We start from the raw sequence: 25122 nt of genomic DNA on the forward strand, positions 1-25122 counted from the left end.
TGCACCTCATTCGAGTCTGAACGATGGGCGGCACGCTGCGCGACTTGGTCCGGCGCTTTCATGGCACAGGTCGACTTGGTGCCATCGTTCTGCGCCCGGATCGCCTCAAGGACGCTGTGTCCGTGCAGGAGGCCAGGGCCGAACCGGGTCTCGGGCTGATTGGCGATCACCGCTCCCTGCGGCTTCGTCAGTCGGATGCGCAACGCCATCGCGAGCTGAGTCTGATCCAGGCTGAGCACCTCAGCTTGCTCGGGGTCTGGACGGGGCAAGCCCCAATTGCCCCGGAGCGTTTGCGGCGCAACCTCGTGATCTCGGGGATCAACATCGCCGCGATGCATTCACCTTTCCGGGAAGAGCGCTTTGTCTGGCGAATTGGCGGTTCGGTCCGCATTGAAATCACGGGGCCATGTCCTCCTTGTTCACGCATGGAGGACGAGCTCGGTGAAGGCGGTTACGCCGCGCTGCGTGGTCACGGGGGCGCCACGGCACGGATCGTCGTAGGTGGCGTGCTACGGGTTGGAGATACCGTTAACCTTGACGTTGAATCCACCGTGGGCTGAGAGCCATGATCGAAGCAGAGCGTACGCCTGGGTTCCTCCATCTTCTCCAGATGACCGGCGGTGCGTCGTGGTTGCACATGTGCATCCACCACCGCGAGACGGAAGGTTTTCTCTCGAGCGCGACCGGCCTGGACAAGCTGATCGCCGCAGCGATGGTCTCTGAAGATACCCGGTCGCGGTTGCGCGTCCACGGGCAGGGTGTGATGGTTCTGCTCAAAGCGATGCATCTGAGAGCTGATGGAGTGGGGCATCCAGAGGACATGGTGTCCATGCGAATCTGGATTGATGAGCGTCGGGTTATCACGACCCGCGAGGAGGATGTGGATCCCATCCTCGAACTTGCAGAAGACATCTCTCAGGGGCGCGGCCCTGCAACGCCAGGTGACTTCCTTTGCGATCTCATCGAAGAGCACCTCGCGGAAGTTTCCGAGCAGGTCGAGATGCTGGAGGATGGGGTGGATCTGATCGGCGGCCTTCTGGTTCAGCACCAGACGGAAGCGGCATGCCCGAGCATGGCCAATACCCAGACCGCGATCTCTGGCTTTCTTCGTCATCTTGGCCCCCAGCGAGCCGTTCTTCAAACGTTGACAACTCTCGTCGTCCCGCCGCTGAATATAAATCACCGAGGCCGACTGGAGGAGCACCTGAACCAGCTGTTGCGGTTGCTCGAAACGCTGGAGAATTTGCGTGACCGTATCGATATCCTCAGTGACCAGGCAAACCGCATTCAGGAGCGACAGCTGAATCAAAGCTCTTATGTTTTTGCCGTGGTATCCACAATCTTCTTGCCCTTGAACTTTGTCACTGGCCTGTTTGGCGCCAATCTTCTGGGACTGCCGTTCGCAGATGCCACCAATGGCTTCTGGGTGTTGGTAGGTCTTTGCTTACTAATGAGTGTTGGGTTGGTAGCGGTCTTTCGCTGGTTCAAATGGCTTTAGTAGACGGTTTGTGGACTGTTTGAGATGTATCTTCGGAGCCGTCCATCAAGGACGGGTGCGCTGTTAGGAAAAACGATACGTGCCTGTTGATTCATCAGCACAACTGAGCCAGTGATCACGTCGAATACTGAGCCACTGGGTTGATGGATGTTCTGGCTACTCGGTTGTGGATAAGTCTATCGGGTCTGCTGCTTTTCGATCTCCTTTCTGAGCTTTTGCACGTGGCTTGGACGGTGCCGCGCCAGCGGCACTGGAGTGCTTGAATCGCCAGCTCTCATTGCCTGTCTCCACGATGTGGCAGTGGTGCGTGAGGCGGTCGAGCAAGGCGGTTGTCATCTTGGCGTCGCCGAAGACGCTGCTCCATTCCGAGAAGGTGAGGTTGGTGGTGATCACCACGCTCGTTCGCTCGTAGAGCTTGGAGAGCAGGTGGAACACCGCAGCGATTTCTGCGGGCACTTTGGTGCCGCGTGGCACAAAGAGGTGGCGCTGTTTGAGTTCCTTCAACCGCGGGCAAAGATCAAAACTGCGCATTCCACTGATGGCGGACAGTGATTCCATTTCCATCGCGGACAGCGTTCCAGGCGATGGCGGACACGTTGCGCGGGTGAGTGTTTCGCCGGTGCAGCCCATACGCGCCCCAGATCTTGAGGCCGGCGACACCCATGATCACACCCACCATCAGGATGATCGGCGACAGGATGACGTAGATGTAGAGCAGGGCGTTCATGGCGTGCGACATGAAGGCGCTGAACACGCTGGCTTCCCCGGCCGCGTTCACGGCGCCCCGAGCAATCGCTTCGGAAGAGCTGTAGGTGGCTTGGTTGCACTCCGATGAATTTCGTGTGCCACAGGCGGCCATGACCCGCGAAAACACGGCGTTCGCCATGGTGTTGGCGGCCGTAACAGCTGTTTGGTTTTCGAACGCGCGGGCCATCTGGGCAGGGTTCCCGTTTGCGCCGGTCATGATGGTTTCGAGATCTTGCTCGGTTTTCGCTGTGCTCGTTGACGAGCTTGCTCCAGTCAACTCCAGCAACTGGCTCACGACCCCGTCCAGCTCTTTCTGAATCTGCTTGGCCCGCTCAGTGGCACCTTTGTTGATGCCCATTGCTTCGCCCATGCCACTGCTCGTGACAATGGATCTGGCCATCGGAGAAGACATCGTGGCAGCTTCGTTGACGACGAATGCCTGCATCTGAGCAAAGACCGTGCGCAGCGCGGTCGCGCAGGGCACATCAAAGTTCTTGTAGCCATCGGCCGTCTTGACCTTGATCCGTACACTGCCAGAGACGCCTGGTCCTTGGTCGAGCATGTTCAGCGCGCCGTTGAGACCACCTTCGTTCACCATGGCCATGCGTCCCTCAATGCCATCGCATGTGGAGATCGTGCGGATGTTCTGGAGGATGACTGGGGGAAGTGCGAGCTTCTGCACCCGCAGCATGGTCTTGAGCGGCGAGAAGTAGCCCTCCAGGCCTTTTTCCGCGAAGCCGCCGTCGTCGGCCGAGCCACCTGGCGTGGTTGACCAGGTGTCGTAGCGCATGGTCAGCTCCTTGAAAACGAAGGAGGTGATGCCGAGCGGGTAGGCGATGCCAACAGGTACTCGCTGGTGCGAGGTGATGGTTGGCTGGTTCCCTACAAACGCGAACTCGTGCTCAAGGAAGGGGTGCAGAAACTCATGTTTGATGTCCACAAGGATGAGCGTGGCATCGCACAGGTGCGGTGCATCGTGGAGCATCCAGGCGGCGGTTTGACCCCTTCCATCGCCGCAGTGAGCGCCGTCTTGAGCTATGAGCCTGGCGAAAAGAACCTGCACTTGTGCTCGATCGACCAGCTGCGTTCGCTGTGATCCCCCGAACCCCAACCATGCTCGTCAACGCACTGCTCATCGTCTGTCGGTCGAACTTGCTGCCAGGCCAGGCTCAATACCTGGGCTCGCGCGCAGCTGCCTATGAAAAGCTCTGCCAGCAGGCTTTTGGCCCGCTGTGGACGCAGATCTACGCGATTGCAGCCAAGTCCGCCTCGGCGCAGTCCACACAGGACACGCTGGAGCTGACCCTGCAGATCAAGCGGCTCGTCGAAGCCGCGGCCGTCGGCAAGCTACCGCAACCGTCGGACGGCGAACCCAACGGGGAAGCTGGAGAGCCCGAGTCTGCCCAAAGCGAAAACCAAGGGGCGGGGATGGGCAAAGGCAAAGCCAAAGGTAAAGCCAAAGCGAAGGGCAAAGGTGAGGCCGAATCTGCCGAAGAGCAGGGTGGTGATGGGGATGGCGCCGGCGATGGTCAGACCGAAGACCAAGGCAAAGGCAAAGGCAAGGGCAAGGGCAGCAAACCCAGCAAAGGCCGCGGCGCCGGCGCTGGAAGCGCTGACGGAGAGCAGATCCAGTCAGCCGCTCGAAAGCTCCTGGAGCAGTCGAACGATGCAATGCCAGTGGTGGAAATCACGGAAGCGGCCTCGCAAGAGATGAACGATTCCAAGCACACCCGCAAGGCTGTCAGCAATCCGACTTGCGGTGAATGGCAAACATTGGTCGATGCCCAGCCAGCAACCTTGGCCCTCGCGAATCGAATCGCAAGTCGTTCGGAAGACATCATCGACGTGCTCAAAACCATGACCCACGCTGGTCGCCATGTTGGACTGGTGGGCAAGCGACTGAGCAGCCGGCACTTGAATCGCGTTCCCACTTGCGACTTGCGGGTGTTGACCAACAAGTCGCATGCGCGAGGCATCGACACCGGCGTGGTGCTGATGTGCGACTTCTCTACGTCCATGAGTGATCCGATCTCACGCCAGGATCCAACCTCGCGGGCAACTGCGGCGAATGGACTCTACGTCGGATTGGCTGATCTGCTGGACGAGTAGGCGTGGTGTGGGCGCGCTGCGCCAAAGACAGCCACTACCCGGGCGAGCGCCGTCTCGGTGCCTGCTCGCATGTCCAGCGGCTCGGTGGAGAGCCACAGCGCATCAATGCGGATCATCGGAGCCAGTCGCGCAGCCACGCTGCACATGACGCTGCATCTTCCAGGGGCCAGTTCACGGTGACTACGCTGGCGCTGCGCCGAACATCAACGCGAATCGCACGCGACACGGGCGGCGAGCTGGTCTCGGTTGCTGGGAGCTGTTCAACTGGTGGAGGCAGATTCAGCGCAACGAACTCATTCCGGGGCGCTGGCAACAGGGAGTCTGCTTGCTCGCGCATCCAGCGATGAACGATGTTGGCGTTGATTCCGTGTGCAAGCGCTACGCCGGCCACTGACGCGCCGGAGACCTGGCATTCGGCCACGATCTGGCCTTTAAGTTCCGGGGAGTAGTAGTGCCGCTTGGGGCGCTGGGCGATCGTGTCGTTCGCCATAGTGTGCGTGATGTTCATCGTGCACACGATGCCTCGACACTGGGTCTATCTCAAGATGGGATTGCCGGACGCTTACGTCTCAGCGTCCAACGGCGCGGTTGAAGGTCCGGGGCCGCCCAGCGCCAAGCTGAAAGGGGCCACGACCCACTCACGTCTGGCGGTTGATTCGGGGTCCTTCACAGCGAGCTTAGAACCCTTCAGGCGAAAGGTCACCGCGCGGTACCCCGTCGCGAGCAGTCGGTTGGCTTTTCTGAGGATGAAGTCCTTGGTTTCTTGATCTCCTTCGGGGTGTTCCGGCAAGCTCCAGGTCCCAAGCCCATTGAACGATCCCACTCCATGGTTCGTGACGACCCGATAGGTGCTGGTGCACACGTCGATGAGGCGAAAGTAGACGTAGTAGCGCTGTTTGGTGAAGGTATTGCCAGCACCTGCTTGGTCGGTAACGTAGAGGTAGATGGCGTCGATGATCCAGGAACGGTACATGGTCTGATCTCCAGTTGGGCGCGGTGGCGCCGGTTGAACATGAGAGGAGATCGCGCCAAAAGGAAAGCCACCAATGCATTGCGCACTGGTGGCTTTGGGGGGATCAGGGAACGCAGAGCTGACTGGCCCTGCAGCGATCCGGCTCGAAGGCCTTCGGGTGGTACTCCAGCACTTCCAGCACGGAGACATGAAGCCACCCGCGGTTCTCGCAGGAACGCTTGTGTTGCAATGGCCACTCGGTTGGCTCTCCGACCGGGTGTCCAGGAACCTGGTCATCGCAGGAGCGGCGCTGGCATCCGCCATGGCAGCCATCGGCGTGTCGGTGGCGGCAGACGCCCCTTTGCCCGTCCTTCTTGCGGCGGGAGCGCTCTTCGGCGGTTTTGGCATCCCGATCTACTCGCTGTGTCTCGCCGCCGCGAACGACGACCTTCCTCCAGGGCGGCTGCTCGGCACCGCGCGAGGGCTTCTGCTGCTCAACGGGATCGGAACGGCGGCCGGACCACTTGTCGGGGGAGTGGTGATGGATCGTGTCGGGCCCGGTGGGCTGTTCGTCTATGCTGCTGTCCTGCTGACCATGCTAGCGGTGTTAGCGGGCCTACGCGGTCGAACTCGCTCCGCAATCGAGGTAAAGGCGACACGTTGTCCGAACACGCCGATGATCACCGCCTCTCTCGATGCGATGATACGAACCAAGGACGAGCCGCAGAGCGTTCGGAACTAGCGCTGCGGCCCCGGCGACCGTTTGCTATGAGACAGCTTCGACCTTCAGCTCTCGGCCGTTGAATTGAACGGTCTCGCCGGCCTGAGCCCCGTCGATTACCTCGAAGATCGGCGCCATCGTCGATATGCCCATAAGCTCGCGCCCATGGCAGACGAACTTGTCGGTTGACACCGCGACGACGAAGTAGCGGCCCGACAACTTGATGACCGCCCCTTCTGTAACCGCCGTCTTCGGTCCGAAGTCGATTGTTCTCAGCTTGTCGAGCTTGTCGGCGTAATCGTCCAGCGTATCGTCGAGCGCCTCGGCGAAGTCGCTCGCGATCTCGGCTTGTGCCTGTTCGTCGTTCTCGATCGGCTCGCTCCGATCCAAGCGAGCGGTGGAAACATAATCGAGATACTTGTCGCGAGCGCTCTGCAGAGCAGCGGTCTCCAACGACAGCATCGTTTCCCGGATGTGGTCCTTATTCCAATCCATCTGCACCTCGTCGCGTTGCAATTTGAAATGATAAGCCGATCGATCGCAGCAAGCCGTTGAAAGGCCGCGTTCCGCAGCCGGCGCCGTCATTCGTCGATGATGACGTGTTCGCCCTGGTAGGGGATCCTGATCAGCCGAGGATCCCGAATGATGCTGGTCACGAGCCAGACATACGTCTGTTCTGCGGTATCGAAGCCGAGAATGCTGAATGCGCCGCCGAACGGGCATGCCGGAAAGTCGGGGAAGCCTTCTCGAAGAACGTAACGCTCGGGTTCGCGATCGAATTCGGCCTTGTAGACCTTCCGCAGCCCATGCTTGCTCGGAACGTCTTCGTCGCCCGCAGGCGCTGTTTCACGATGTTCCAGGAGGCGCTCGGAAAGATCACGTTGGCAGATCTCGTCGAACACGTCGAAGGCATCAATCAGCAAACCTTTTCGCTCGGTCGCGGGATCGGTGATCGCGTAGATGTTCGAAGCATCTTCGGCACCGTCCCCGCTTTCGAGACGCAGCGCTGCGTCGACGCGAATGGAGCATGGATCGAGCATCGATCCCAGTTCGAGATCGACCAGGTTGCCGTCCTTGACGCGGTACTCGCGGTCATAGCCCTTCGCGACGAAGGACTGCACTGCTTCTAGAACGTCGGTCACTTGGGCTGTCATTGATGCACCTCGAGTTCACGTTGGGACGGAAGAGCGGCCGTGGACGGCGCGCGGCAGGCTGCTGGGTCTAGTCGCGGCTCGCGCGTAGCGATCACAGCCACTTGGCCTTCTTGAACCGCACGAACAGTAAGAGGCAGAACATCAGCATGACACCAAGCACGACGAAGTAGCCGTAAGGCGTGTCGAGTTCCGGCATGTTCTTGAAGTTCATGCCGTATATGCCTGCAATCGCTGTCGGCACTGCGAGGATCGCGGCCCATGCCGCAAGTTGGCGGGTGACGACCCCGATTCTCTGCGCTTCGAGAAGGCTGCTGAACTCGAATACAGTGGATAGCACCTGCAGGAGGCCATCGACCATGGACTGGACACGATCAACATGGTCGGCAACGTCGTTGAAGTAGGGCCGCACCTCAGCGCTGATGCAGGGAAAGTGTCCGCGCACGAGCTTGCGCACCAGCTCGGCCGTAGCGCCAAGGGTGCGCTGAAAGCGCGTAAGCTCGCATCTCAGGCCGAAGATGCGAGCAACGTCGTCTCGCCCAAGGAAGTCGTCGAGCGATCGCCTTTCCATCGCAAGTACGTCATCCTCGATCATTTCGAAGATGGGCAGATACTGATCCACGATCCGGTGAAGGATCGCGTGGAGGACGTAATCGACGCCTTTTCCAAACTGGGCGGGCGAACGCTCGAGTTGCTCTCGAAGGTTGCCCAATGCACCAGCGTTGCCGTGGCGAACGGTGATAAGATGATTATGGCCAGTAAATATCGCCGTCTTGCCGTAACGTATTCGGTCCCCGACCAGCTCAGCCGTCTGGGCGACGACGTAAAGCTCGCCATTATAAACTTCGAGCTTGGGTGGGCATATCGGGTGCATCGCGTTGTCGATCGCTAAAGGATGCAGATTGTAGGTCGCCTGAAGCGCCCTCAGTTCGTTGACGGAGGGCTCGCTGAGCCCAATCCAGCAAAAGCCCGAACGGTTCTTGTCGAGTTCGACGCGCTCGTCGATAGCTACTTCCCGGATACGCCGACCCTCGTTGTAGTAATATGCGGCGATGACACTCATGCTGACCTCGCCGGAATGAGCAGCCCACGTTGGACTGCTGGGCGCGCGAGGCCGCGATCCAGCCACGCTTGGACATTCGAATGATTGCTAAGCCGCAGTAGGTCGCCGGCGTCGTAGGTGCCAACCAAGGCGTTGACCCAGCCGAGGGTCGCAATGTCAGCGATAGAATAGTCATCGACGATCCAGTCGCGCCCGTCCAGTTGGCGGTCTAAGACTCCCAGGAGGCGTTTGGATTCATCAGCGAAACGCTTCTGAGGACGCTTTTCCTCATAGTCCTTGCCGCCCCCGCGCAGGAAAAAGCCGAGTTGACCGAACATCGGGCCAATCGCCGACATCTGGAAGAATACCCAGCTTAGCGCCTCGTAGCGCTTGGCTGATACTCTCGGGACGAGCTGGTCGGCCTTCTCCGCCAAATAAACGAGGATCGCGCCGGATTCCCAAACGCCGATCGGCTTACCGTCTGGGCCCATTGGGTCGATGATCGCAGGTATGCGGCCATTCGGGTTTAGCGAAACGAAGGCCGGATCTTTGCTTTCGTTCTTAGAGATGTCGATAAAGTGCGGCTCGTACGGCAGGCCGATCTCCTCGAGCATGATCGAGACCTTGACGCCGTTGGGCGTGGGCGCGGCGTAGAGCTGCAGGAGGTCGGGGTTGGATGCCGGCCAGCGTTGTGCGATCGGAAACGACGAAAGGTCTGGCATGATGTGGCGATCCTAACAACTCGATGGCTGAGGAGCGGTATGACCGCTTGATTAGCTGGGTTTCGGACCCGCACCATCAGTGGATGCGGGTCCGATGGTGCGACCCAGGGGGGCTCAGCCGCAATTGTCGCTGCAGCTATTCCGCCGCCGCGCCGGCCTCAGCCTGGGTGTCGCCAGCGTCTTTACGCTTCGGGAGCACCCACTTAGCGCGCGGGAAATGGCAGGTATATCCGCCCGGCCTCTTCTCCAGATAATCCTGGTGCTCCGGCTCTGCTTCCCAGAAGTCACCCACGGGCTCGACTTCGGTGACGACCTTGCCGTCCCACAGTCCGGACGCGTCGACGTCGGCTATCGTATCTTCGGCGATGCGCTTCTGCTCCTCGTCGACGTAATAGATGCCAGATCGATAGGAGAGGCCGCGGTCGTTGCCCTGGCGGTTCTTTGTCGTCGGATCATGGATCTGGAAGAAGTATTCCAGGATATTACGGTAGCTCGTCACTGTTGGGTCGAAGGTGATCTCGATCCCCTCCGCATGAGTGCCATGGTTGCGATAGGTGGCGTTCGGCACGTCGCCGCCGGTGTAGCCGACGCGGGTCGAAACGATGCCGGGCTGCTTGCGGATCAGATCCTGCATTCCCCAAAAGCATCCGCCAGCGAGAACAGCGCGCTGATGCATGTTAAGCCTCCTCTACTTGGTCGAGATACTCGCCATAGCCCGCGGCTTCCATCTCATCGCGCGGGATGAATCGAAGCGATGCCGAGTTGATGCAGTAGCGCAGGCCGCCGCGGTCGGACGGCCCGTCCGGAAACACGTGGCCAAGATGGCTGTCGCCGTGCACCGAGCGAACCTCCGTCCGGACCATGCCATGCGAGCTGTCTCGCACTTCGTTCACGTGAGCCGCGACGATCGGCTTGGTAAAGCTCGGCCAGCCAGTGCCGGACTCGAACTTGTCCGTCGACGCGAACAACGGCTCGCCGGATACGACGTCAACGTAGATGCCCGCCTCCTTGTTGTCGTTATACTCGCCGGTAAAGGGTCTCTCGGTGCCGTCCTGCTGGGTGATCCGGCGTTGTTCCGGGGTCAGGCGTTCGATTGCTGCCTGCGACTTTTCAAACTTCATGGTGAGTCTCCATTACTTAGTTAGAGGGCCAGGCACACTACGTTCAACTTATCACGTCGATACTCACATCAACTATCGCAGTGGCTCCAACATTAATCCAATACGTCGTGCGTATAGTTTCTATACCGCACATGCCTCTTGCTTGGCGGGTCAACTCCAATCGTAACGGGCTGCAAGCTGAGCGACTTTTCGTATCTCGACCGGTGCCGTAGATCCGGACACGGTGGCGATCACGATCTCACGCTCCAACGCGAAGCCCTCGATCGGCCTTGTGATCAGGCCGTGGGTGGTGGCCGCGCGTTCGGGCAAAATGCATATCCCCCGCCCTTCGGCGACGACGCGCTGCACCCAGTCGTCTCGATCTGAGCGGAAGCGAGGGCGCATGCGCACCTCTCGACGCGCGAAGTGCTCGAAGATTTGATCGCGGCACTCGCATTTTAGTCGATCGACGAACGGGAAAGCAAGCAGGTCTTCACCACGAACGACTTCGCACGCCGCCAAGGGGTGATCTGCAGCGCAGCCGAGCACGAAGCGCTCCCGGAAGAGAGGACGCACATCAAGTTTACGATCCGGCCTTGATTCGCGAGGCAGGATGCACGCGTGATATTTGCCTGAGAGCACCTCCGACGTGTCCTCACCCGATTGGAGCGAGTGCAGTTTGATCTCGATGGACGGCACCTCTTCCAGCGCGCTGTCGAAAAAGGCTGTGAAGACCCTCGGGCCGACGCTGGAGGCGACAGCAATGTCGAGAACGCGATGCCGCCCCATTGCCCAGTTTTCCGAGTGGTGTCTTACGCTCTTCATCGCGACCAGCATTCGGCGGAATTCCAACTCGACGTCCTGACCCAGGCTCGTCAGCCGGCTGTTCTTCCCGTCACGATAGATGAGCGGTCCACCGAGTTCCTCCTCCAGGCGGCGGATCGCTCGTGTCAGGCTTGGTTGTGAGACACCACTGAGACGAGCAGCCGCAGTGAAATTCAGCGTCTCGGCCAAGTTGATGAAATAGCTGACCTGGTTGAGTTCCATAGCCCTTTGGCCTGCGACCTGACGAGTGCCACCCCAGAGGACCGATCCGACTACAGCCTCAGAAGTATGCGCGACGCATATAATCACGGTTTAGGGGCTTGTCTATATGCGCCGCGCATATAGAAAGAATGTCTTGGGCTGCTAGTTCGGGTCGATGGTGCTCCTGCTAAGCCGCCGTTGGAGGCTCGACGCATATGGCAGGAACGCGGTTCACGTTTGCCGGGGGAGGGGGGTCTGAACTAACCGGGCACCTGGAGGCGCCAGAAGGCACTCCTCGCGGCTGGGCAATTTTCGCCCATTGTTTCACTTGCGGGAAGGACAGCCGCGCCGCCGTGTACATCGCACGCGCGCTCTCGCGGGCCGGTATCGGCGTCTTGCGGTTCGACTTCGCCGGCACAGGGATCGCGAGTCCCGCGGAAGAAGCGGTAAGCTTCGCTTCTGACGTCGACGATCTGAGGGCAGCCGCGGAGGCCATGGCGGCCGCCGGTATGCCACCCGCCCCTGACGGCACACAAGACCGTGGCGATGTTCATGCGCTATGTCCACACCGAGGACAAGCCGGTGCGGGAAGCAGCCGAGTTGGTGGCGAACCGGCGCAGGACCATCACCGGAGCAAGACAGGCCGAGGGAGTAGTGGCATGACCCCGCGCAAAACGCCAGGGGCGCCGTCTGCAGCACCATCAGCGCCATACCGACCTTGACCGGGATGCCCGAGTTGGCAATGTCGGTCGCCGAGCGGTGGCGAATGCCATGCGTACCTACATGGGTAACGCCTGCACGCTTGAGGATGCGGGTCCAACCGCTGTAGTACTCGCCCGTGGTCATGTGCTGCCCCGGGTGGTTTGGCGAGGGGAACACATGCGTACAACCGTCTTGGCGAGACGCGGTGGATAGCAGTCGGTGGGCTTCTTCGCTCAAAGGCTTGGACATGCCGCCGGTCTTGCTGTCGGGCCAGACCACGCGCCGGTTCTCCAGATCCACCCAATCCCACTGGAGCGTGATGATCTCAGAGCGGCGACCAGCGAACTCGAACTGCAGCCGAATGGCCAGAGGAAGGATCGCATGATCCAAACCCAGGCCATCGGTTTCTAGGAAGTCGAGGTAGCGGAACAGTTTGCCCATCTCGTCATCGCTGATGAGGTGAGTGGCCTTGGGCATCAGAAAGATGGCCTCGGCAGTGTGCAATTGCTGGAACCGTAGACCCCGTTGGATTTGGCTCATTATGGCCATCCTAGTCGCCGAAGTTGGTGGCGGGTACTTCAGTCGGTATCGTGCGTATGGGCAATCTCGCCCAGACACCGCATCAACTTGTCGTAAAGCGTGCGCCCTGTTGTCGGGGGAGGTATGCCACACACCCATGTACTTCCTGCCGTTTTTGCGATTTGGTAGAGCGCCTCACTTTTCGACCATAACCAGCGCATGCACAGATTCGTCGGTGTCGAAAAACGGCTCACGTTGCTTGCGTGGTTGCTTTAGGCAGCGCGTTCGAATCTCCTCGGGACGATTCAAGACAGGTTTACCGGGCAAACGCTCCGCAACTCCTATGTGGCCGTGTCAACCGCGCGTTGTTCCGGATCTGTTCACCTACTCGCCAAAACGGAGTAGATAGCTACCCCCAGATTCTGAGAGTGAAGTGGTGCAAGGCGATGTCTTCAACAAAGACGATTTGTACGAGGCATTAAGCAAGCACAGAGTGGGAATAGCGATCAATTCCAACGATCCTTCAACCCCGTCACCCGGTTGAACACCACTTTCCCGCCCACCCCGTGGTCCGCACGGTCGGCCACGAAGTAGCCGTGGCGCTCAAACTGGAATTTCTGGTCTGGCTTCGCTGCAGCCAGTGAAGGCTCCACAACCGCCGTCACCACCTTCAGGCTGTCGGGGTTCAGCGCGTCCAGGAAGTTCTTGCCGCCCGCGTCGGGTTGCGGGTCGGTGAACAGGCGGTCGTACAGGCGCACTTCGGCGCTCACCCCGTCGGCGTTGCCCACCCAGGTGATGGCGGCTTTGGCCTTGACGCTGTCGGCGCCGGGGGTGCCGCTCTTGGTGCCGGGGATGACCTTGGCGTGCACTTCGGTCACTTTGCCTTCGGCGTCTTTGGCGCAACCCGTGCATTCGATGACGTAGCCGCCTTTGAGGCGCACCACGTTGCCTGGGAACAGGCGCTTGTAGCCCTTGGGCGGCACTTCTTCAAAGTCTTCGCGTTCGATCCACACGTCCTTGCCGATCTTGAAGACGCGGTCAGGCGGCGGCGTCTGGCCTTCGGCAATGGTGCTGTGGGGCAGGGCGGGCTGGGTGCAGTCTTCGGTGTAGCCGTCAGAGCCGAACACTTCGGCCCAGTTGGTGAGCACCAGCTTGACGGGGTCAAGCACGGCCATGCCGCGGTGGGCCTTGTTTTCCAGGTCTTCGCGCAGGCAGCCGTCGAGCGTGCTGTAGTCGATCCAGGAGTCGCTCTTGGTCACGCCGATGCGTTCGGCAAACAGCTGGATGGCCTCGGGCGTGTAGCCGCGGCGGCGCAGGCCGACGATGGTGGGCATGCGCGGGTCGTCCCAGCCGCTGACTTTCTTCTCGTTCACCAGCTGCGCCAGCTTGCGCTTGCTGGTGATCACGTAGGTCAGGTTCAGGCGCGCAAATTCGTACTGCCGCGGCGGTGGGGCCTTGAGCAGGCCGCCTTCGCACAAACGCTCCAGCAACCAGTCGTAGAACGGGCGCTGGTCTTCAAATTCCAGCGTGGCGATGCTGTGGGTGATCTGCTCCAGCGCGTCCTCGATGGGGTGCGCGAAGGTGTACATGGGGTAGATGCACCAGGCGTCGCCCGTGTTGTGGTGCGTGGCGCGGCGGATGCGGTAGATGGCCGGGTCGCGCAGGTTGATGTTGGGCGAGGCCATGTCGATCTTGGCGCGCAGCACGGCGGCGCCGTCGGCCAGTTTGCCGTCGCGCATCTCGCGGAAGCGGGCCAGGTTCTCTTCCGGGCTGCGGCTGCGGAAGGGGCTGTCCACGCCGGGCTTGCCGAAGTCGCCGCGGTTGATGCGCATGTCTTCGGCTGTCTGCTCGTCCACATAGGCGTGGCCGGCGGTGATAAGGTATTCGGCCGCGCGGTACATGAAGTCGAAGTAGTTCGACGCGTAGTACAGGTGGCTTTCCTGCTTGCCGTTGAAGTTGGATTCCCAGTTGAAACCCAGCCACTGCACCGCGTCGAGGATGGAGTCCACGTACTCCTTTTCTTCCTTCTCGGGGTTGGTGTCGTCAAAGCGCATGTGGCAGACGCCGCCGTAGTCGCGCGCCAGGCCGAAGTTCAGGCAGATGCTCTTGGCGTGGCCCACGTGCAGGTAGCCGTTGGGTTCGGGCGGGAAGCGGGTGCGGATCTTGGCCGGGTCGGGCTGGCCGGCGTCGTGGAAGGCGGCATCACCCGGGCCGCCGCCCCATTGGCGCTGGGCGTAGGTGCCGGTGGCGAGGTCTTTTTCAATGACCTGGCGCAGGAAGTTTGACGTCCTGAGCGCCTGGCCCTCAATTTCTGCGGGAGCTTGGTGGTGTCGAGAGATGCTGGACGAAAGGGACGGGGGGGGCATGCAGTCATTCTAAGGAGAGGCGGAAGCTCCAAGATAATCAAGGTCTAACCCACAACAGGTGTCACGCGCTTGAACCAAAGCACTCCCTTGCCGAACGCCTCTCTGCTGAACCAGCTGTTACGGTTCACCCCCACGGCGCGCATGTTTTTCTCGGGAAATCTCTGTACCCTGACGCAGGGATCCGAGGCTGACGGCCTCAAGCAGGGGACGATGCACCTGCTGAGTCGCGGCGAGCTGCAACTGACGCGCAAGGGCTTTGCGCCGCTGAACGTGCGGGCGCCCAGCGTGCTGTTGCTTCCCCGCGCGTTGGAGCACTGGGTTCAGGGCTCAGGGCCGCAGGGGGTGGACCTGATGTGCGCCACCCTCAGTGAATTGGCGCCGCCGCTGGACATGATCTTGCCGGACGTCACGGTGATTGACTTGACCGCCACGTCATCGCTGCAGCGACCGGTAGAGCTGCTGTTCGAGGAGGCCGAGGCACGTGCTTTTGGTTATCGGGCAGCGATCGACCGCCTGCTGCAATACACCTTCGTGGTGCTTGTGCGTCACCTGATTGATCGGCAACTGCTGTCCGGCGGTGTGCTGGAGGCCATGGTCGACAGCCGTCTGGGTGTGGTGCTGTCCATGCTGCACGAATCGCCAGAGCACGACTGGACGCTTGACAGCATGGCGGAGCTGGCGCACCTGTCCCGGTCTGCCTTTGCCCTGCGCTTTGTCCAGGTGGTGGGCATACCGCCGTTGACCTACTTGACCCACTGGCGCATGGCGGTTGCCCGCAACCTACTCGCGCAAGGGCAGGCAGTGAAGGCGGTGGCCTCTCAGGTGGGCTACGGTAATGCCACCGCATTCGCGCGAGCGTTTCAACGGGCCTCGGGGCAATCGCCCAGCGCTTGGCAGATGGAGCATCTGAGTCAGCCGTAGGTCCATCGCGCCCTGGTTCTGGACGATCGGTGGCGTGATGCGGACGCCGAATGCCGTTGTGCTGTGCCGAACGGAACTACCTCAACAAGCAGTTCCAGGAAGAGAAACGCGTCAAGGCCGGCGAAGAGAACACCGATGAATTTCTGTCCATTCGCGAGCGGCTGGCCAGCTACACCGCCAATAAGCTCTTCGGCGCTGATTTTGACCCCTTCCTGGTACGTGCCGCGCAGATGAACGTGATGATGGCCAGCAACTCGCTGGGCCACCTCTATCACATGAACTCGCTGGAGTTTCCACGCGGCGATCTACCGGGCGTTCAGCCCGCCAGAGACCACATGCCACTTGGCTCCATCGATGTGCTGATGACCAACCCGCCGTTTGGCTCCGACATCCCGGTCACCGAAAAGACCATTCTGGAGCAGTACGAGCTGGCCCGCCGCTGGGAGCGGCAAGGCGACGGTTTTGTGATGGGCAACGCCATCAAGCCTGCGGTATCACCCGAAGTGTTGTTCATTGAGCGCTGCGTCAAGTGGCTCAAGCCCGGTGGCCGCATGGGCATCGTCCTGCCCGATGGCATCCTCGGCAACCCCGGTGACGAATTCATCCGCTACTGGATTCTGCGCCACTGCTGGGTGCTGGCCAGCATCGACTTACCGGTGGAGTCCTTCATCGTCGAAGCCAACGTCAACATCCTCACCAGCCTGCTTTTCCTCAAGCGCAAGCCCGAGGAGGTCATCCAGGCCGAAGATTTGGGGCAAAAGCAGGACTACCCCGTCTTCATGGCCGTGGCGGAGAAGGTGGGTTTCGACCGCCGTGGCAACACCCTCTACAAGCGCCACCCCGATGGCGAGGAAATCCTCATCGATGTCACGGTAGAAGAAAAGGTGCGCAGGGGAGGCAAGCTTGAAACCCGCATCTTGCATCGCAAGGAGCGCATTCTTGACGACGACCTGCCCGAAATCGCCAAGGCTTACGCCGAGTTTCGCGCCAATAACCTGGAGCCAGGCCCATGATCACCCGGCTGGAAGCCACCCGCTACCGCTGTTTCGAGCGCCTGGGCATCGATGTCGGCGACTTCAGGGTCTTGGTCGGGGCCAATGGCTCGGGCAAGACCACCTTGCTCGACTTAACTCAGCACGGCGGCGCTACGCGGGTGGCAGTCAAGGATTGAAGGAAACTTTGGCGAGGCGAGTGATTCTGTGTGCTCAGCCCCTCGGTCCGCTATTACGGTGACTATGCTTCATACGGCGATGTGGTGTCGGACTGTCGTGGATAAGTGAGCATGACAATCCGACACACAGGTTTTATGACGCTGGCTCGATACGCCACTTCGTGCATGGCCCACGACTGCGAGGCTTCACAGGGCGTTCGACTTCAACCCGCAGAGGACGAAGGCGGTGCCCTTTGCTGGCCTGGCCGGCGGTGCCATACAAGCGCCGGGTTTCGGCGCTGATGTGCCCCAGTCCACGGCTTGTGGCTTCGTCATCGCCGTTGGCCTTCAGATCGGCGGCAAACTGGTGGCGGAAGCAGTAGGCCGTGATCGGTTGCTTGTGCTTGGGCCACAAGCTGCGTGCTAGGCGGCGTATCTCCACTGTCAAATTGACGGCGCTTCTGACCTGCGCGAACACCCGCGGCTCCGACTGGGTATCCAGCAACTCGTTGACGACAACGACTAAGGGGTGGGGGTCATTGGTGTCATAGGAGATCGTGCGAAGCGGTTGGCCTTGCGAGTCTTTAACCTTTGCGCCCCGGATGCGGAGATGGATCAGCAATTTGCCTGTGACTTCGTCTTTCCCGCGCCAGATGTCAATGCCATGCACCAGCTCACTCGGGCGGCACCCGGTCAGGGCCAGCACAATGAGCGAGAACAGGTACCGGCCACCTACAGCGCGCTTGCACAGGTCAATGCGCCAATTGGCCGTTAGCCCGGCCAGTGACTGACGCTTGCTGCGGCGTTTGGCACGCTCACCTGTCATGCCTTGCTGCCGCAGGCGTTGTAGCGCTTGCAGGTGTTTCAGTTGCAGAAAAAATCGCAGGTGAAGAATTTCTGCGGCTTGTACTGCTGGAGCGTTCAACTGTCGCGTCAGTTGCTCCTGCTGTGAGAAAAGGAAGTGTTCCAGTGCTATCAGGCGTTTTCGAAATGTGGTCACACACCTTGTTGATTGAACGACCGCAAACAAGCCACCTTCAACGTGTCGCGCACGTTGAAGAAGTTGCTGCGCTTGTCGCTCGTATTCAATCTTCGTCTTGTGCGAGGTGCTGCGCTGTTCTTGAACATCTGGGGATCGCATGGCATCCAGGATTGCCTGGCAGCGGTTTGCCAACTCCTGAATTCTGAGGGTTAGTTCGTTCATGCCGCCTCCCGATTGACTGATGCGCTGTGTGCAGCTTGCAGTGGTGCGTTGACCGAAAACCAGGTTCTGGGTGGCACGGGCGGAGCTGATTGACGCAACTCGATTCCACCGCGTTGGACGGCCACCCGCGCTGCTGGGTAAACGATCAATACCTTCTTCAAGGCGAGCTTGAAACTGGTACTGAAGTCCCCGTGTCCGTGCGTGCCTCGATATTCTTGGCCGAACTGGCATTTGAGCGTCCGCCAAGGAAGCCACAGTGGCCAGTGGTTGATGCGGTGAAGGCGATGCGCGAGCCAGACGTAAACATCCAGTGCCAGCGCTGATCCGCGAAGCGCGTGCAAGGCACGAGCGTCGAGAGGGACTGAGTGTTGGACCAGCTCATCAAAAAAACTGGGATCCAACATGAGCGTTCCAGGCCAAGTTGTGCGTCGTGTGTGATCGGCCGGAAGCCATGCGTCAATGCGCTTGATGGCGGTCTCGTTGACGGTGCGCCCGCAATAACCCATCTGTAGTCGGGACGCGGCTAACGCATGCAGCTGGTCTCGCAACGTGGAATACCAGTGTCCCTGTCCGTCATACCCCAGCATCTGGAGGAACTCCGAGGCGCTGCGGCCAATGAAAATTTCAGGGTGGCGTGAGCGTCTGGCAAGAGTCGATATCCAGATCAACGCGAGGCGCGGTACAGCGCCGTGAGGAACAGGCTGAAGAATGGGGCCATTGCCAAGGTCAATGGCTCCAGCTTGAACATACAACCATCCCTCGCCTGATTGCCGCATAAATTCTCGGGCCACAGTAGGGCGTCGCGGAAGGCCAAGCGAGCACAAGAGTGAATGGTGAAAGGCCAGGTCGTCACCGGCAGGCGCGGTAGCACGGATCAGTTCACCATCCGCCAACAGCTTATCGAGCAACTTCTGGGACTTCATTTTTTGCCCCCTGCGCGCTGCTGGACTGTTGGGTTTTGCCCGTCCCGGCGCGCGTACGCAGGCCGCTCTGCCTTAGTGAGCCGTTCTTGCGGTCGTGCGGGCGGATGCGGCTCGGCGGGCTCTGCCGTCCGTCTCTGGTGTTGGATGGAAGCATTCAGCTCCTGCCAGCGAGCGCGGGCAAGCTGCTCCACTTTGGTGGGCCGTCCTCGCGGGCGTTTGGGCGGTGGCGGCTCGGCCGGGCGAGTCGAGTTGATCCAAGCCAGCACGTCGTGCTCGTACCAGCACAGGCGACGGCTGTTAGGCAACTTGAAAGGACGGGGGATCAGGTGCTGATATTTTTTGTTGGTCGCGCAGGTGCGAATCGTGTTCGCTGTTTTCCCGATTTGCTCGGATAGCTGCTCTACAAATAGGATGCAATGCGACTGGTTTTCTGCAGCCGTGTGAGATTTTTTGGTCATTGGTCACCATTCACTGAACATCAGCGGCTTTGCCGCCGAACACCGCGCGTTGCGCGCGGCACGTGGGAACTCAGTGAAGGTGATGCCGAGGAGGTGGAGTGTCGTTGCTCGGCTTGTAATCGGTGAGGCTGCCTGCAGGTGGCAGCGGGAGAAAGAACTCAACGCACGAGATGATGCGACGCACGAGCCACGGGAACGCGCAAAAAGGTGACCCCACGAACGTTAGCAGCGCGCAGATCAACGCAACTGTCAACAACTTCCCAGCGACTGGATTGAGCCAAGATAGTGCTTGGATGTGCTCAGCCGCAAAAGCAACGAAAAGACTCAACAAACCAACCACACAGGCCATCCCGACCAACCGAAATCCGGCGGCCTCAATGATGCGCGGCTGTTTGAGGTGTAGTTTCACGTGGATGCTGCTATCAGCGACTATGAATGACAGTACGGTAAGGGCACACTCGCTGCCCGTCAAGTGCCTCCGACCGCTGAAAAACGACCTTCGTAGTCACAAACATACAGAGTTTTGGGACAAATTTGGGACAACGACGGGACAAATTTACTCTCAATCGGCATGAATGACGATTCAAAGCAAAAAGCCCAAGTGGTTGATTCACTTGGGCTTTTTCTGTGGTGTCCTGGTCGGGGTGAGAGGATTCGAACCTCCGGCCTCTACGTCCCGAACGTAGCGCTCTACCAGGCTAAGCTACACCCCGTAGCTTTTGTTGCAGAACGCCTTTTTCCGCCTGTCGATTCAGGTGCGGCGCTCCAAAAGCTGAGAGGCCAATTGTAGCAAGCCTGACGTGTATTCGTTGTCTGGCAAGGCTTGTAAGACACTGATGGCACGTCGGGCTTCATCATGTGCAGCAGCTCTGGCAACTTCCAGGGCGCCAGTGCTGCGCACGATTTCCACTACAGCGTCCAGCTGTTCGGTGGAGCCTTGTTCAATCGCCTGGCGCACAACTGCGGCTTGTTCGGCGGTACCGCGCTGCATTGCGGCAATCAGTGGCAAAGTGCATTTGCCTTCGCGCAGATCATCGCCCAGGTTCTTTCCCATTTCCTGGGTGTCGCCCGTGTAGTCCAGGACATCGTCGATGATCTGGAATGCGGTGCCCAAGGCTTGGCCATAGGTGGCGCAGGCTTGTTCCACTTCTGGTGAAGCCTGTGCCAGCACTGCTGCAAGCTGTGCGCTGGCTTCGAAGAGCTGGGCAGTCTTGGAGCGAATGACATGCAGATACCCGGCTTCATCCAGCGAAGCGTCGTGGGTATTGATCAACTGCTGAACTTCACCTTCTGCGATGACGTTGGTGGCGTCCGAGAGGATTTTCAGAACACGCATGCTGCCCACTTCCACCATCATCTGGAAGGAGCGTGTGTGCAGAAAGTCACCGACCAGCACACTGGCGGGGTTGCCAAATGTCTCGTTGGCCGTGGGGCGGCCGCGGCGCAGGGTGGATTCGTCTACCACGTCGTCGTGCAGCAAGGTGGCGGTGTGGATCAGCTCCACCACGGCAGCCAGAATGTATTTGTTCTGACCTTTGTGGCCCAGGGCTCCGCTGATCATGAGCAGCAAGGCAGGGCGCAGGCGCTTGCCCCCGGCTGCAATGATGTACTGGGAGATCTGGGCAATCAGGGGGACGCTGGTTGTCAGTCGCTGTGCAATGACACGATCCACTTCACGCATGTCGTCTGCGATCAGGGCAAGCGGATTGGATGTGGAAATTTCTGTAGTCAAGGTGATGAACCGCCAAGTGGACTCATGATTATAGGAAGATGCAGTCACCTTTCTGGCGGCTCAGTGACGGCAAATGTTAGGGACTGCTTTGTGGGATTGAGAGCGAAATTTTTTCATGCGTGCTAGAATCTATGGCTCTGTGGAAATCATTTCGCAGAACTCTCAACTTTAGAGGTTTTCATGTACGCAGTCATAAAAACCGGCGGCAAGCAGTATCGCGTTGCAGCTGGCGAAAAGATCAAGGTAGAACAGATTGCTGCGGACGTAGGCCAGGAAATTGTGATCGACCAAGTTTTGGCAGTCGGCAACGGCGCTGAAATCAAGGTTGGTGCTCCCCTGGTGTCCGGCGCATCTGTGAAGGCAACTGTGGTTGCCCACGGTAAGCACGACAAGGTGCACATCTTCAAGATGCGTCGCCGTAAGCACTATCAAAAGCGCCAAGGCCATCGTCAGCAGTTCACTGAACTGCAAATCGTGGCAATCGCTGCTTAATTTTTAGGAGCTAGACATGGCACAGAAAAAAGGCGGCGGCTCTACGCGTAACGGACGTGATTCCAAGCCAAAAATGCTGGGCGTGAAGGCCTTTGGTGGCGAGCTGGTGACAGCTGGTTCCATCATCGTGCGTCAGCGCGGCACTCAGTTCCACCCCGGTGAGAACGTTGGCGTGGGCAAGGATCACACCCTGTTTGCACTGGTTGACGGCCACGTGTCGTTCGGTGTGAAGGGCGCTCTGTCCAAGAAAACAGTCAACATCACGGCTGCCTAAGTCGTCTTTGACTCAAACAAAGCCCCGACTTGTCGGGGCTTTGTTGTTTGAAAAGGCTCCAGGCAGCAGATTTCTGGCGGATGGGGCAGTTATAGACCACGTAAAAGTGTGGCCCGGGCTTCTGGTGCGCACTGATTTTGTAGACTGGATGCCTCATGAAGTTTGTTGACGAAGCTTTTATCGACATTGCAGCCGGTGACGGTGGCAATGGTTGCGTGTCTTTCCGGCACGAAAAATACAAGGAATTTGGCGGCCCTGACGGTGGCGACGGTGGCCGTGGTGGTCACGTTTTTGCCGTGGCCGATGTCAATCTGAACACGCTGGTGGATTACCGCTACTCGCGTCGCCATGAGGCCAAGCGTGGCCAGCACGGCATGGGCTCGGACATGTTCGGCTGCGCTGGTGATGACATCACCCTGAACATGCCTGTGGGCACCATCATCAGCGATGCCGATACCGGTGAGGTGCTATTTGAGCTGCTGGAGCCAGGCCAGGTCATCACCATTGCCAAGGGTGGCGACGGAGGCTTCGGCAATCTGCGCTTCAAGAGCGCGATCAACCGTGCTCCACGCCAGAAGACGCCCGGTTTTCCCGGTGAGCGTCGCAACCTGAAGCTGGAGTTGAAGGTGCTGGCCGACGTGGGTCTGCTGGGCATGCCCAATGCCGGCAAGTCCACTTTCATCACGGCCGTGTCCAACGCACGTCCCAAGATTGCCGATTACCCCTTTACGACGCTGCACCCCAATCTGGGCGTGGTGCGCGTGGCTGCAGAGCAAAGCTTTGTGGTGGCCGACATTCCCGGTCTGATCGAAGGCGCGTCTGAAGGCGCGGGCCTGGGTCACCAGTTCCTGCGTCACCTGCAGCGCACGCGTCTGCTGCTGCATATTGTGGACATCGCACCGTTTGATGAGGGGGTGGACCCTGTTGAGCAGGCCAAGGCCATTGTGGGTGAGCTCAAGAAGTACGACTCCGAGCTCTACAGCAAGCCGCGCTGGCTGGTGCTCAACAAGCTGGACATGGTTCCCGTGGAAGAGCGTGCGGCCAAGGTCAAGGATTTCGTCAAGCGCTTCAAGTGGAAGGGCCCGGTCTATGAGATCTCGGCGCTGACCCGCGAAGGTTGCGAGCCGCTGATCCGCAAGATCTACGAACATGTGCACAACCAGCAACTGGCAGAGCAGGCGCCCAAGGAAGTGGACCCTCGTTTTGCCGGAGGCGAGGATTCTGGTCTGGATATGACCGATCCCCGTTTCGCGCCCCAGGATCCGGAATAAGCTTGAGGCTATACCCAGCAGCGCACTTGGTGCGCTGTTTTGCTTTGAATTTCATAGCTGATAGCGCTTGATACATAAGCACTAGAGGCTAAAAACACTGTAAATCCTCATGTCTTCCAATGTGTTGCGTGATGCCCATCGCATCGTCGTCAAAGTCGGCTCCAGCCTGGTGACCAATGAAGGTCGTGGGCTGGATGAGGCCGCCATTCAGGAGTGGAGCCGCCAGCTGGCCGCTCTGGTGCATGGCGAAGATGGCACCAAGCGCGAAGTCATCATGGTCTCCAGCGGTGCGATTGCCGAAGGCATGAAACGCCTGGGCTGGGCTACGCGCCCGACCGAAGTGCATGAGCTGCAGGCCGCTGCCGCTGTGGGACAGATGGGCCTGGCCCAGATGTACGAGACCAAGCTGCGCGAGGAAAACGTGCCCAGCGCCCAGGTGTTGCTGACCCACGCTGACCTGGCTGACCGCGAACGCTATCTGAATGCCCGCACGACCCTGCTGACCCTGCTGCGGCTGGGGGTGGTGCCCGTCATCAACGAAAACGACACCGTGGTGGTGGATGAAATTCGTTTTGGTGACAACGACACGCTGGGTGCTCTGGTGGCAAATCTGGTGGAAGCCGACGCCCTGGTCATCCTCACCGATCAGCGCGGCCTCTACAGTGCAGACCCTCGCAAGAACCCCGATGCAAAGTTCATCGACGTGGCCGAAGCCGGTGATCCTGCACTGGAAGCCATGGCGGGTGGTGCAGGTCTGTCCATTGGCACGGGCGGCATGATTACCAAGATTCTGGCGGCCAAGCGCGCAGCGGGCTCCGGTGCCTCCACCGTGATCGCCTGGGGGCGCGAAAAAGACGTGCTGCTGCGCCTGACGCGTGGTGAGTCCATCGGAACGCTGCTGGTGGCCGATACGCACAAGACGCAGGCGCGCAAGCAATGGATTGCGGATCACCTCAAGCTGCGTGGATCGGTCACAGTGGATGCGGGCGCCGTGGCCAAGCTGCGGGATGAGGGCAAGAGTCTGCTGCCGATCGGCATGGTTGCCGTGGACGGCGATTTCTCACGCGGAGAAGTGATTGCCGTGCGCGATGAGCAGGGTGTGGAAATTGCACGCGGCCTGGCCAGCTACGCTGGTGCAGAGGCTCGCTTGCTGTGCCGCAAGAGTTCATCGGAGATTGAAGGCCTGCTGGGCTACTCTGCGGGCCCTGAAATGGTGCACCGCGACAATATGGTGGTTGCAGGGCACTGAGGCGGCAACCCATGAAAAAAGCCGTAATGCTTAAGGGCATTACGGCTTTTTTCATTGCAAGGGCTTGCTGTCCTGAGAATCGCCAAAACCACTTTGTGGATCTGGGTCAAAACTCGCACCAGGCGGTAATTCCATTCCCGGGTTGATGCGAAAGCTGCCTGTGCGGGCAGGATGCAAAGCGGGCATGTGGTGGCTGGTATGCGCTACCGGCCCTGCGTTGCCTGCTTCCTGTTCGCGTGGCCGCATGCCACTGCGCAGATAGCGATTGCGTTGCTGCTCGCTGCGTGGCACAAAACGCGCCAGCTCGGTCAGCGCCATTTCATACACGCCGCGTTTGAACTCTACGACTACATCGAGTGGAACCCAGTAGTCGTTCCAGCGCCAGGCATCGAACTCGGGGTGATCGGTGGCACGCAGGTTCAAATCCCAGTCGTGACCTACCAACTGAAGCAGAAACCATATCTGCTTCTGACCCTTGTAATGCCCGCGCGCATCGCGGCGGATATACCGGTCTGGCACCTCGTAGCGCAACCAGTCCCTAGTGCGGGCAACCACGCGAACGTGGTTGGGCTTCAGCCCCACTTCTTCGTGCAGTTCGCGGAACATGGCTTGCTCGGGTGTCTCCCCCCGGTCAATGCCACCTTGCGGAAACTGCCAGCTGTGGGTGCGAATGCGTTTTCCCCAGAACACCTGGTTTCTTTGGTTGAGCAGGATGATGCCGACGTTCGGGCGAAATCCGTCCCGGTCAAGCATAATCAAACCCCAAATTTTTGAATTGTGTTCATTATGCATG

27 protein-coding genes, 1 tRNA gene and 3 pseudogenes are annotated in these 25122 nt (G+C 59.7%); 12 read left to right on the forward strand and 19 right to left on the reverse strand.

The annotated features are described in order from the left end of the window. Positions 1 to 23: 23 nt before the first annotated feature. Both JDW18_RS04260 and JDW18_RS04265 read left to right on the forward strand, forming a co-directional pair. Complete coding sequence (locus JDW18_RS04260; RefSeq protein WP_034054001.1) at positions 24 to 560, forward strand: MOSC domain-containing protein; 537 nt, start codon at positions 24 to 26, stop codon at positions 558 to 560. Positions 561 to 565: 5 nt separating this feature from the next. Further along, positions 566 to 1498, forward strand: coding sequence for a CorA family divalent cation transporter (locus tag JDW18_RS04265; RefSeq protein WP_042797683.1), 933 nt, complete (start codon positions 566 to 568; stop codon positions 1496 to 1498). Between the two features lie 156 nt (positions 1499 to 1654). On the opposite strand, the pseudogene JDW18_RS04270 reads toward JDW18_RS04265, so the two are convergent. Both JDW18_RS04270 and JDW18_RS04275 read right to left on the reverse strand, forming a co-directional pair. Further along, positions 1655 to 1939, reverse strand: a pseudogene (locus JDW18_RS04270) (ATP-binding protein); the annotation flags it as partial. Between the two features lie 76 nt (positions 1940 to 2015). Continuing rightward, positions 2016 to 3230 carry a hypothetical protein gene (locus JDW18_RS04275; protein ID WP_218242489.1) on the reverse strand — a complete coding sequence of 405 codons (1215 nt, stop codon included), beginning with the start codon at positions 3228 to 3230 and terminating at the stop codon, positions 2016 to 2018. 128 nt (positions 3231 to 3358) lie between these two features. Between JDW18_RS04275 and JDW18_RS04280 the strand changes: the two genes are divergently transcribed. Next, entirely contained in the window at positions 3359 to 4354 is a 996-nt protein-coding gene (locus JDW18_RS04280; RefSeq protein WP_218242490.1) for a hypothetical protein, read from the forward strand. Positions 4355 to 4466: 112 nt separating this feature from the next. On the opposite strand, the gene tnpA is transcribed toward JDW18_RS04280, so the two are convergent. Both tnpA and JDW18_RS04290 read right to left on the reverse strand, forming a co-directional pair. After that, a complete protein-coding gene (tnpA, locus tag JDW18_RS04285; RefSeq protein ID WP_006217728.1) occupies positions 4467 to 4862 on the reverse strand; it encodes an IS66-like element accessory protein TnpA in 396 nt (131 codons plus the stop codon). Positions 4863 to 4916: 54 nt separating this feature from the next. Beyond that, positions 4917 to 5327 (reverse strand): hypothetical protein, encoded by a 411-nt coding sequence (locus tag JDW18_RS04290; RefSeq protein ID WP_218242491.1) that lies wholly within the window; start codon positions 5325 to 5327, stop codon positions 4917 to 4919. 187 nt (positions 5328 to 5514) lie between these two features. On the opposite strand from JDW18_RS04290, the gene JDW18_RS04295 reads away from it, so the two are divergent. Beyond that, positions 5515 to 6048: an MFS transporter gene (locus JDW18_RS04295; protein ID WP_246610273.1), complete on the forward strand. Its 534-nt coding sequence runs from the start codon at positions 5515 to 5517 to the stop codon at positions 6046 to 6048. Positions 6049 to 6072: 24 nt separating this feature from the next. Here JDW18_RS04295 and JDW18_RS04300 read toward each other — a convergent pair whose 3' ends face one another. The 7 genes from JDW18_RS04300 to JDW18_RS04330 form a co-directional block, all read right to left on the reverse strand. Continuing rightward, entirely contained in the window at positions 6073 to 6612 is a 540-nt protein-coding gene (locus tag JDW18_RS04300) for a hypothetical protein (protein WP_224767369.1), read from the reverse strand. Further along, positions 6609 to 7169, reverse strand: a complete 561-nt coding sequence (locus JDW18_RS04305) for a hypothetical protein (protein WP_224767370.1) — start codon at positions 7167 to 7169, stop codon at positions 6609 to 6611. Before JDW18_RS04305 ends, JDW18_RS04300 begins: the two co-directional genes overlap by 4 nt. Before the next feature lie 103 nt (positions 7170 to 7272). After that, on the reverse strand, positions 7273 to 8241 hold the full coding sequence (locus tag JDW18_RS04310; RefSeq protein WP_218242493.1) for a magnesium and cobalt transport protein CorA: 969 nt from the start codon (positions 8239 to 8241) through the stop codon (positions 7273 to 7275). Beyond that, positions 8238 to 8942 carry a glutathione S-transferase N-terminal domain-containing protein gene (locus tag JDW18_RS04315; protein WP_049246564.1) on the reverse strand — a complete coding sequence of 235 codons (705 nt, stop codon included), beginning with the start codon at positions 8940 to 8942 and terminating at the stop codon, positions 8238 to 8240. The genes JDW18_RS04310 and JDW18_RS04315 overlap by 4 nt, the downstream gene beginning before the upstream one ends. Positions 8943 to 9078: 136 nt before the next feature. Continuing rightward, positions 9079 to 9618, reverse strand: coding sequence for a peptide-methionine (S)-S-oxide reductase MsrA (gene msrA / locus JDW18_RS04320; protein ID WP_049246563.1), 540 nt, complete (start codon positions 9616 to 9618; stop codon positions 9079 to 9081). 1 nt (position 9619) lies between these two features. Next, positions 9620 to 10063, reverse strand: coding sequence for a peptide-methionine (R)-S-oxide reductase MsrB (gene msrB / locus JDW18_RS04325; protein WP_037520575.1), 444 nt, complete (start codon positions 10061 to 10063; stop codon positions 9620 to 9622). A gap of 150 nt (positions 10064 to 10213) precedes the next feature. Beyond that, positions 10214 to 11089, reverse strand: coding sequence for a LysR family transcriptional regulator (locus JDW18_RS04330; RefSeq protein ID WP_049246562.1), 876 nt, complete (start codon positions 11087 to 11089; stop codon positions 10214 to 10216). 501 nt (positions 11090 to 11590) lie between these two features. On the opposite strand from JDW18_RS04330, the pseudogene JDW18_RS22530 reads away from it, so the two are divergent. Further along, positions 11591 to 11731: pseudogene (locus JDW18_RS22530) on the forward strand (integrase); the annotation flags it as partial. 15 nt (positions 11732 to 11746) lie between these two features. Here the strand turns inward: JDW18_RS22530 and JDW18_RS04335 are convergent. Next, positions 11747 to 12241, reverse strand: a pseudogene (locus JDW18_RS04335) (tyrosine-type recombinase/integrase); the annotation flags it as partial. 554 nt (positions 12242 to 12795) lie between these two features. Beyond that, the gene (locus tag JDW18_RS04340) at positions 12796 to 14655 is read right to left on the reverse strand and encodes a glutamine--tRNA ligase/YqeY domain fusion protein (RefSeq protein WP_197970338.1); all 1860 of its coding nucleotides are present in this window, start codon (positions 14653 to 14655) and stop codon (positions 12796 to 12798) included. Positions 14656 to 14796: 141 nt separating this feature from the next. Here JDW18_RS04340 and JDW18_RS04345 point away from each other — a divergent pair, with 141 nt between their 5' ends. Genes JDW18_RS04345 through JDW18_RS04355 form a run of 3 tightly spaced genes read left to right on the forward strand, consistent with a single transcriptional unit; the run spans position 14797 to position 16747 of the window. Continuing rightward, the gene (locus JDW18_RS04345) at positions 14797 to 15576 is read left to right on the forward strand and encodes an AraC family transcriptional regulator (protein ID WP_069106706.1); all 780 of its coding nucleotides are present in this window, start codon (positions 14797 to 14799) and stop codon (positions 15574 to 15576) included. 50 nt (positions 15577 to 15626) lie between these two features. Next, positions 15627 to 16589, forward strand: coding sequence for an HsdM family class I SAM-dependent methyltransferase (locus JDW18_RS04350; RefSeq protein WP_218242494.1), 963 nt, complete (start codon positions 15627 to 15629; stop codon positions 16587 to 16589). Continuing rightward, positions 16586 to 16747, forward strand: a complete 162-nt coding sequence (locus JDW18_RS04355) for a hypothetical protein (protein WP_218242495.1) — start codon at positions 16586 to 16588, stop codon at positions 16745 to 16747. The genes JDW18_RS04350 and JDW18_RS04355 overlap by 4 nt, the downstream gene beginning before the upstream one ends. A gap of 133 nt (positions 16748 to 16880) precedes the next feature. Here JDW18_RS04355 and JDW18_RS04360 read toward each other — a convergent pair whose 3' ends face one another. The 5 genes from JDW18_RS04360 to JDW18_RS04380 all read right to left on the reverse strand — a co-directional run bounded on the left by JDW18_RS04360 (position 16881) and on the right by JDW18_RS04380 (position 20992). Then, positions 16881 to 17930, reverse strand: a complete 1050-nt coding sequence (locus JDW18_RS04360) for a site-specific integrase (RefSeq protein ID WP_218242496.1) — start codon at positions 17928 to 17930, stop codon at positions 16881 to 16883. Next, the gene (locus JDW18_RS04365) at positions 17927 to 18853 is read right to left on the reverse strand and encodes a replication protein RepA (RefSeq protein WP_074930052.1); all 927 of its coding nucleotides are present in this window, start codon (positions 18851 to 18853) and stop codon (positions 17927 to 17929) included. The genes JDW18_RS04360 and JDW18_RS04365 overlap by 4 nt, the downstream gene beginning before the upstream one ends. Next, positions 18850 to 19311: a hypothetical protein gene (locus tag JDW18_RS04370; RefSeq protein ID WP_199445233.1), complete on the reverse strand. Its 462-nt coding sequence runs from the start codon at positions 19309 to 19311 to the stop codon at positions 18850 to 18852. Before JDW18_RS04370 ends, JDW18_RS04365 begins: the two co-directional genes overlap by 4 nt. A 636-nt stretch (positions 19312 to 19947) precedes the next feature. Beyond that, positions 19948 to 20024: transfer RNA gene (locus JDW18_RS04375), tRNA-Pro, on the reverse strand. Positions 20025 to 20062: 38 nt separating this feature from the next. Then, the gene (locus JDW18_RS04380) at positions 20063 to 20992 is read right to left on the reverse strand and encodes a polyprenyl synthetase family protein (protein WP_218242497.1); all 930 of its coding nucleotides are present in this window, start codon (positions 20990 to 20992) and stop codon (positions 20063 to 20065) included. Positions 20993 to 21223: 231 nt separating this feature from the next. On the opposite strand from JDW18_RS04380, the gene rplU reads away from it, so the two are divergent. From rplU to proB, 4 genes are all read left to right on the forward strand, one after another. Then, positions 21224 to 21535 carry a 50S ribosomal protein L21 gene (rplU, locus tag JDW18_RS04385; protein WP_003058536.1) on the forward strand — a complete coding sequence of 104 codons (312 nt, stop codon included), beginning with the start codon at positions 21224 to 21226 and terminating at the stop codon, positions 21533 to 21535. Positions 21536 to 21551: 16 nt separating this feature from the next. Continuing rightward, positions 21552 to 21809: a 50S ribosomal protein L27 gene (rpmA, locus tag JDW18_RS04390; RefSeq protein WP_218242498.1), complete on the forward strand. Its 258-nt coding sequence runs from the start codon at positions 21552 to 21554 to the stop codon at positions 21807 to 21809. Between the two features lie 155 nt (positions 21810 to 21964). Beyond that, the gene (gene cgtA / locus JDW18_RS04395) at positions 21965 to 23080 is read left to right on the forward strand and encodes an Obg family GTPase CgtA (RefSeq protein WP_218242499.1); all 1116 of its coding nucleotides are present in this window, start codon (positions 21965 to 21967) and stop codon (positions 23078 to 23080) included. Positions 23081 to 23189: 109 nt separating this feature from the next. Next, positions 23190 to 24329, forward strand: coding sequence for a glutamate 5-kinase (proB, locus tag JDW18_RS04400; protein WP_218242500.1), 1140 nt, complete (start codon positions 23190 to 23192; stop codon positions 24327 to 24329). 51 nt (positions 24330 to 24380) lie between these two features. Here proB and JDW18_RS04405 read toward each other — a convergent pair whose 3' ends face one another. Then, the gene (locus JDW18_RS04405) at positions 24381 to 25082 is read right to left on the reverse strand and encodes an RNA pyrophosphohydrolase (protein WP_218242501.1); all 702 of its coding nucleotides are present in this window, start codon (positions 25080 to 25082) and stop codon (positions 24381 to 24383) included. Positions 25083 to 25122 lie beyond the last annotated feature (40 nt).

Origin of the sequence: Comamonas fluminis (assembly GCF_019186805.1) — a bacterium.
Lineage (GTDB): Bacteria > Pseudomonadota > Gammaproteobacteria > Burkholderiales > Burkholderiaceae_C > Comamonas > Comamonas fluminis.

What these genes read in the sequence shown, in the direction of transcription:
- JDW18_RS04380 (WP_218242497.1), bottom strand. Translation starts at nt 20,992, where the DNA reads ATGCGTGAAGTGGATCGTGTCATTGCACAGCGACTGACAACCAGCGTC.
- msrB (WP_037520575.1), bottom strand. Translation starts at nt 10,063, where the DNA reads ATGAAGTTTGAAAAGTCGCAGGCAGCAATCGAACGCCTGACCCCGGAA.
- tnpA (WP_006217728.1), bottom strand. Translation starts at nt 4,862, where the DNA reads ATGAACATCACGCACACTATGGCGAACGACACGATCGCCCAGCGCCCC.
- JDW18_RS04355 (WP_218242495.1), top strand. Translation starts at nt 16,586, where the DNA reads ATGATCACCCGGCTGGAAGCCACCCGCTACCGCTGTTTCGAGCGCCTG.
- JDW18_RS04315 (WP_049246564.1), bottom strand. Translation starts at nt 8,942, where the DNA reads ATGCCAGACCTTTCGTCGTTTCCGATCGCACAACGCTGGCCGGCATCC.
- JDW18_RS04370 (WP_199445233.1), bottom strand. Translation starts at nt 19,311, where the DNA reads ATGACCAAAAAATCTCACACGGCTGCAGAAAACCAGTCGCATTGCATC.
- rpmA (WP_218242498.1), top strand. Translation starts at nt 21,552, where the DNA reads ATGGCACAGAAAAAAGGCGGCGGCTCTACGCGTAACGGACGTGATTCC.
- JDW18_RS04310 (WP_218242493.1), bottom strand. Translation starts at nt 8,241, where the DNA reads ATGAGTGTCATCGCCGCATATTACTACAACGAGGGTCGGCGTATCCGG.
- JDW18_RS04295 (WP_246610273.1), top strand. Translation starts at nt 5,515, where the DNA reads ATGAAGCCACCCGCGGTTCTCGCAGGAACGCTTGTGTTGCAATGGCCA.
- JDW18_RS04260 (WP_034054001.1), top strand. Translation starts at nt 24, where the DNA reads ATGGGCGGCACGCTGCGCGACTTGGTCCGGCGCTTTCATGGCACAGGT.
- JDW18_RS04345 (WP_069106706.1), top strand. Translation starts at nt 14,797, where the DNA reads ATGTTTTTCTCGGGAAATCTCTGTACCCTGACGCAGGGATCCGAGGCT.
- msrA (WP_049246563.1), bottom strand. Translation starts at nt 9,618, where the DNA reads ATGCATCAGCGCGCTGTTCTCGCTGGCGGATGCTTTTGGGGAATGCAG.
- JDW18_RS04405 (WP_218242501.1), bottom strand. Translation starts at nt 25,082, where the DNA reads ATGCTTGACCGGGACGGATTTCGCCCGAACGTCGGCATCATCCTGCTC.
- cgtA (WP_218242499.1), top strand. Translation starts at nt 21,965, where the DNA reads ATGAAGTTTGTTGACGAAGCTTTTATCGACATTGCAGCCGGTGACGGT.
- proB (WP_218242500.1), top strand. Translation starts at nt 23,190, where the DNA reads ATGTCTTCCAATGTGTTGCGTGATGCCCATCGCATCGTCGTCAAAGTC.
- JDW18_RS04350 (WP_218242494.1), top strand. Translation starts at nt 15,627, where the DNA reads ATGCCGTTGTGCTGTGCCGAACGGAACTACCTCAACAAGCAGTTCCAG.
- JDW18_RS04275 (WP_218242489.1), bottom strand. Translation starts at nt 3,230, where the DNA reads ATGCTCCACGATGCACCGCACCTGTGCGATGCCACGCTCATCCTTGTG.
- JDW18_RS04290 (WP_218242491.1), bottom strand. Translation starts at nt 5,327, where the DNA reads ATGTACCGTTCCTGGATCATCGACGCCATCTACCTCTACGTTACCGAC.
- JDW18_RS04280 (WP_218242490.1), top strand. Translation starts at nt 3,359, where the DNA reads ATGCTCGTCAACGCACTGCTCATCGTCTGTCGGTCGAACTTGCTGCCA.
- JDW18_RS04300 (WP_224767369.1), bottom strand. Translation starts at nt 6,612, where the DNA reads ATGACGGCGCCGGCTGCGGAACGCGGCCTTTCAACGGCTTGCTGCGAT.
- JDW18_RS04330 (WP_049246562.1), bottom strand. Translation starts at nt 11,089, where the DNA reads ATGGAACTCAACCAGGTCAGCTATTTCATCAACTTGGCCGAGACGCTG.
- JDW18_RS04360 (WP_218242496.1), bottom strand. Translation starts at nt 17,930, where the DNA reads ATGAACGAACTAACCCTCAGAATTCAGGAGTTGGCAAACCGCTGCCAG.
- JDW18_RS04365 (WP_074930052.1), bottom strand. Translation starts at nt 18,853, where the DNA reads ATGAAGTCCCAGAAGTTGCTCGATAAGCTGTTGGCGGATGGTGAACTG.
- rplU (WP_003058536.1), top strand. Translation starts at nt 21,224, where the DNA reads ATGTACGCAGTCATAAAAACCGGCGGCAAGCAGTATCGCGTTGCAGCT.
- JDW18_RS04340 (WP_197970338.1), bottom strand. Translation starts at nt 14,655, where the DNA reads ATGCCCCCCCCGTCCCTTTCGTCCAGCATCTCTCGACACCACCAAGCT.
- JDW18_RS04265 (WP_042797683.1), top strand. Translation starts at nt 566, where the DNA reads ATGATCGAAGCAGAGCGTACGCCTGGGTTCCTCCATCTTCTCCAGATG.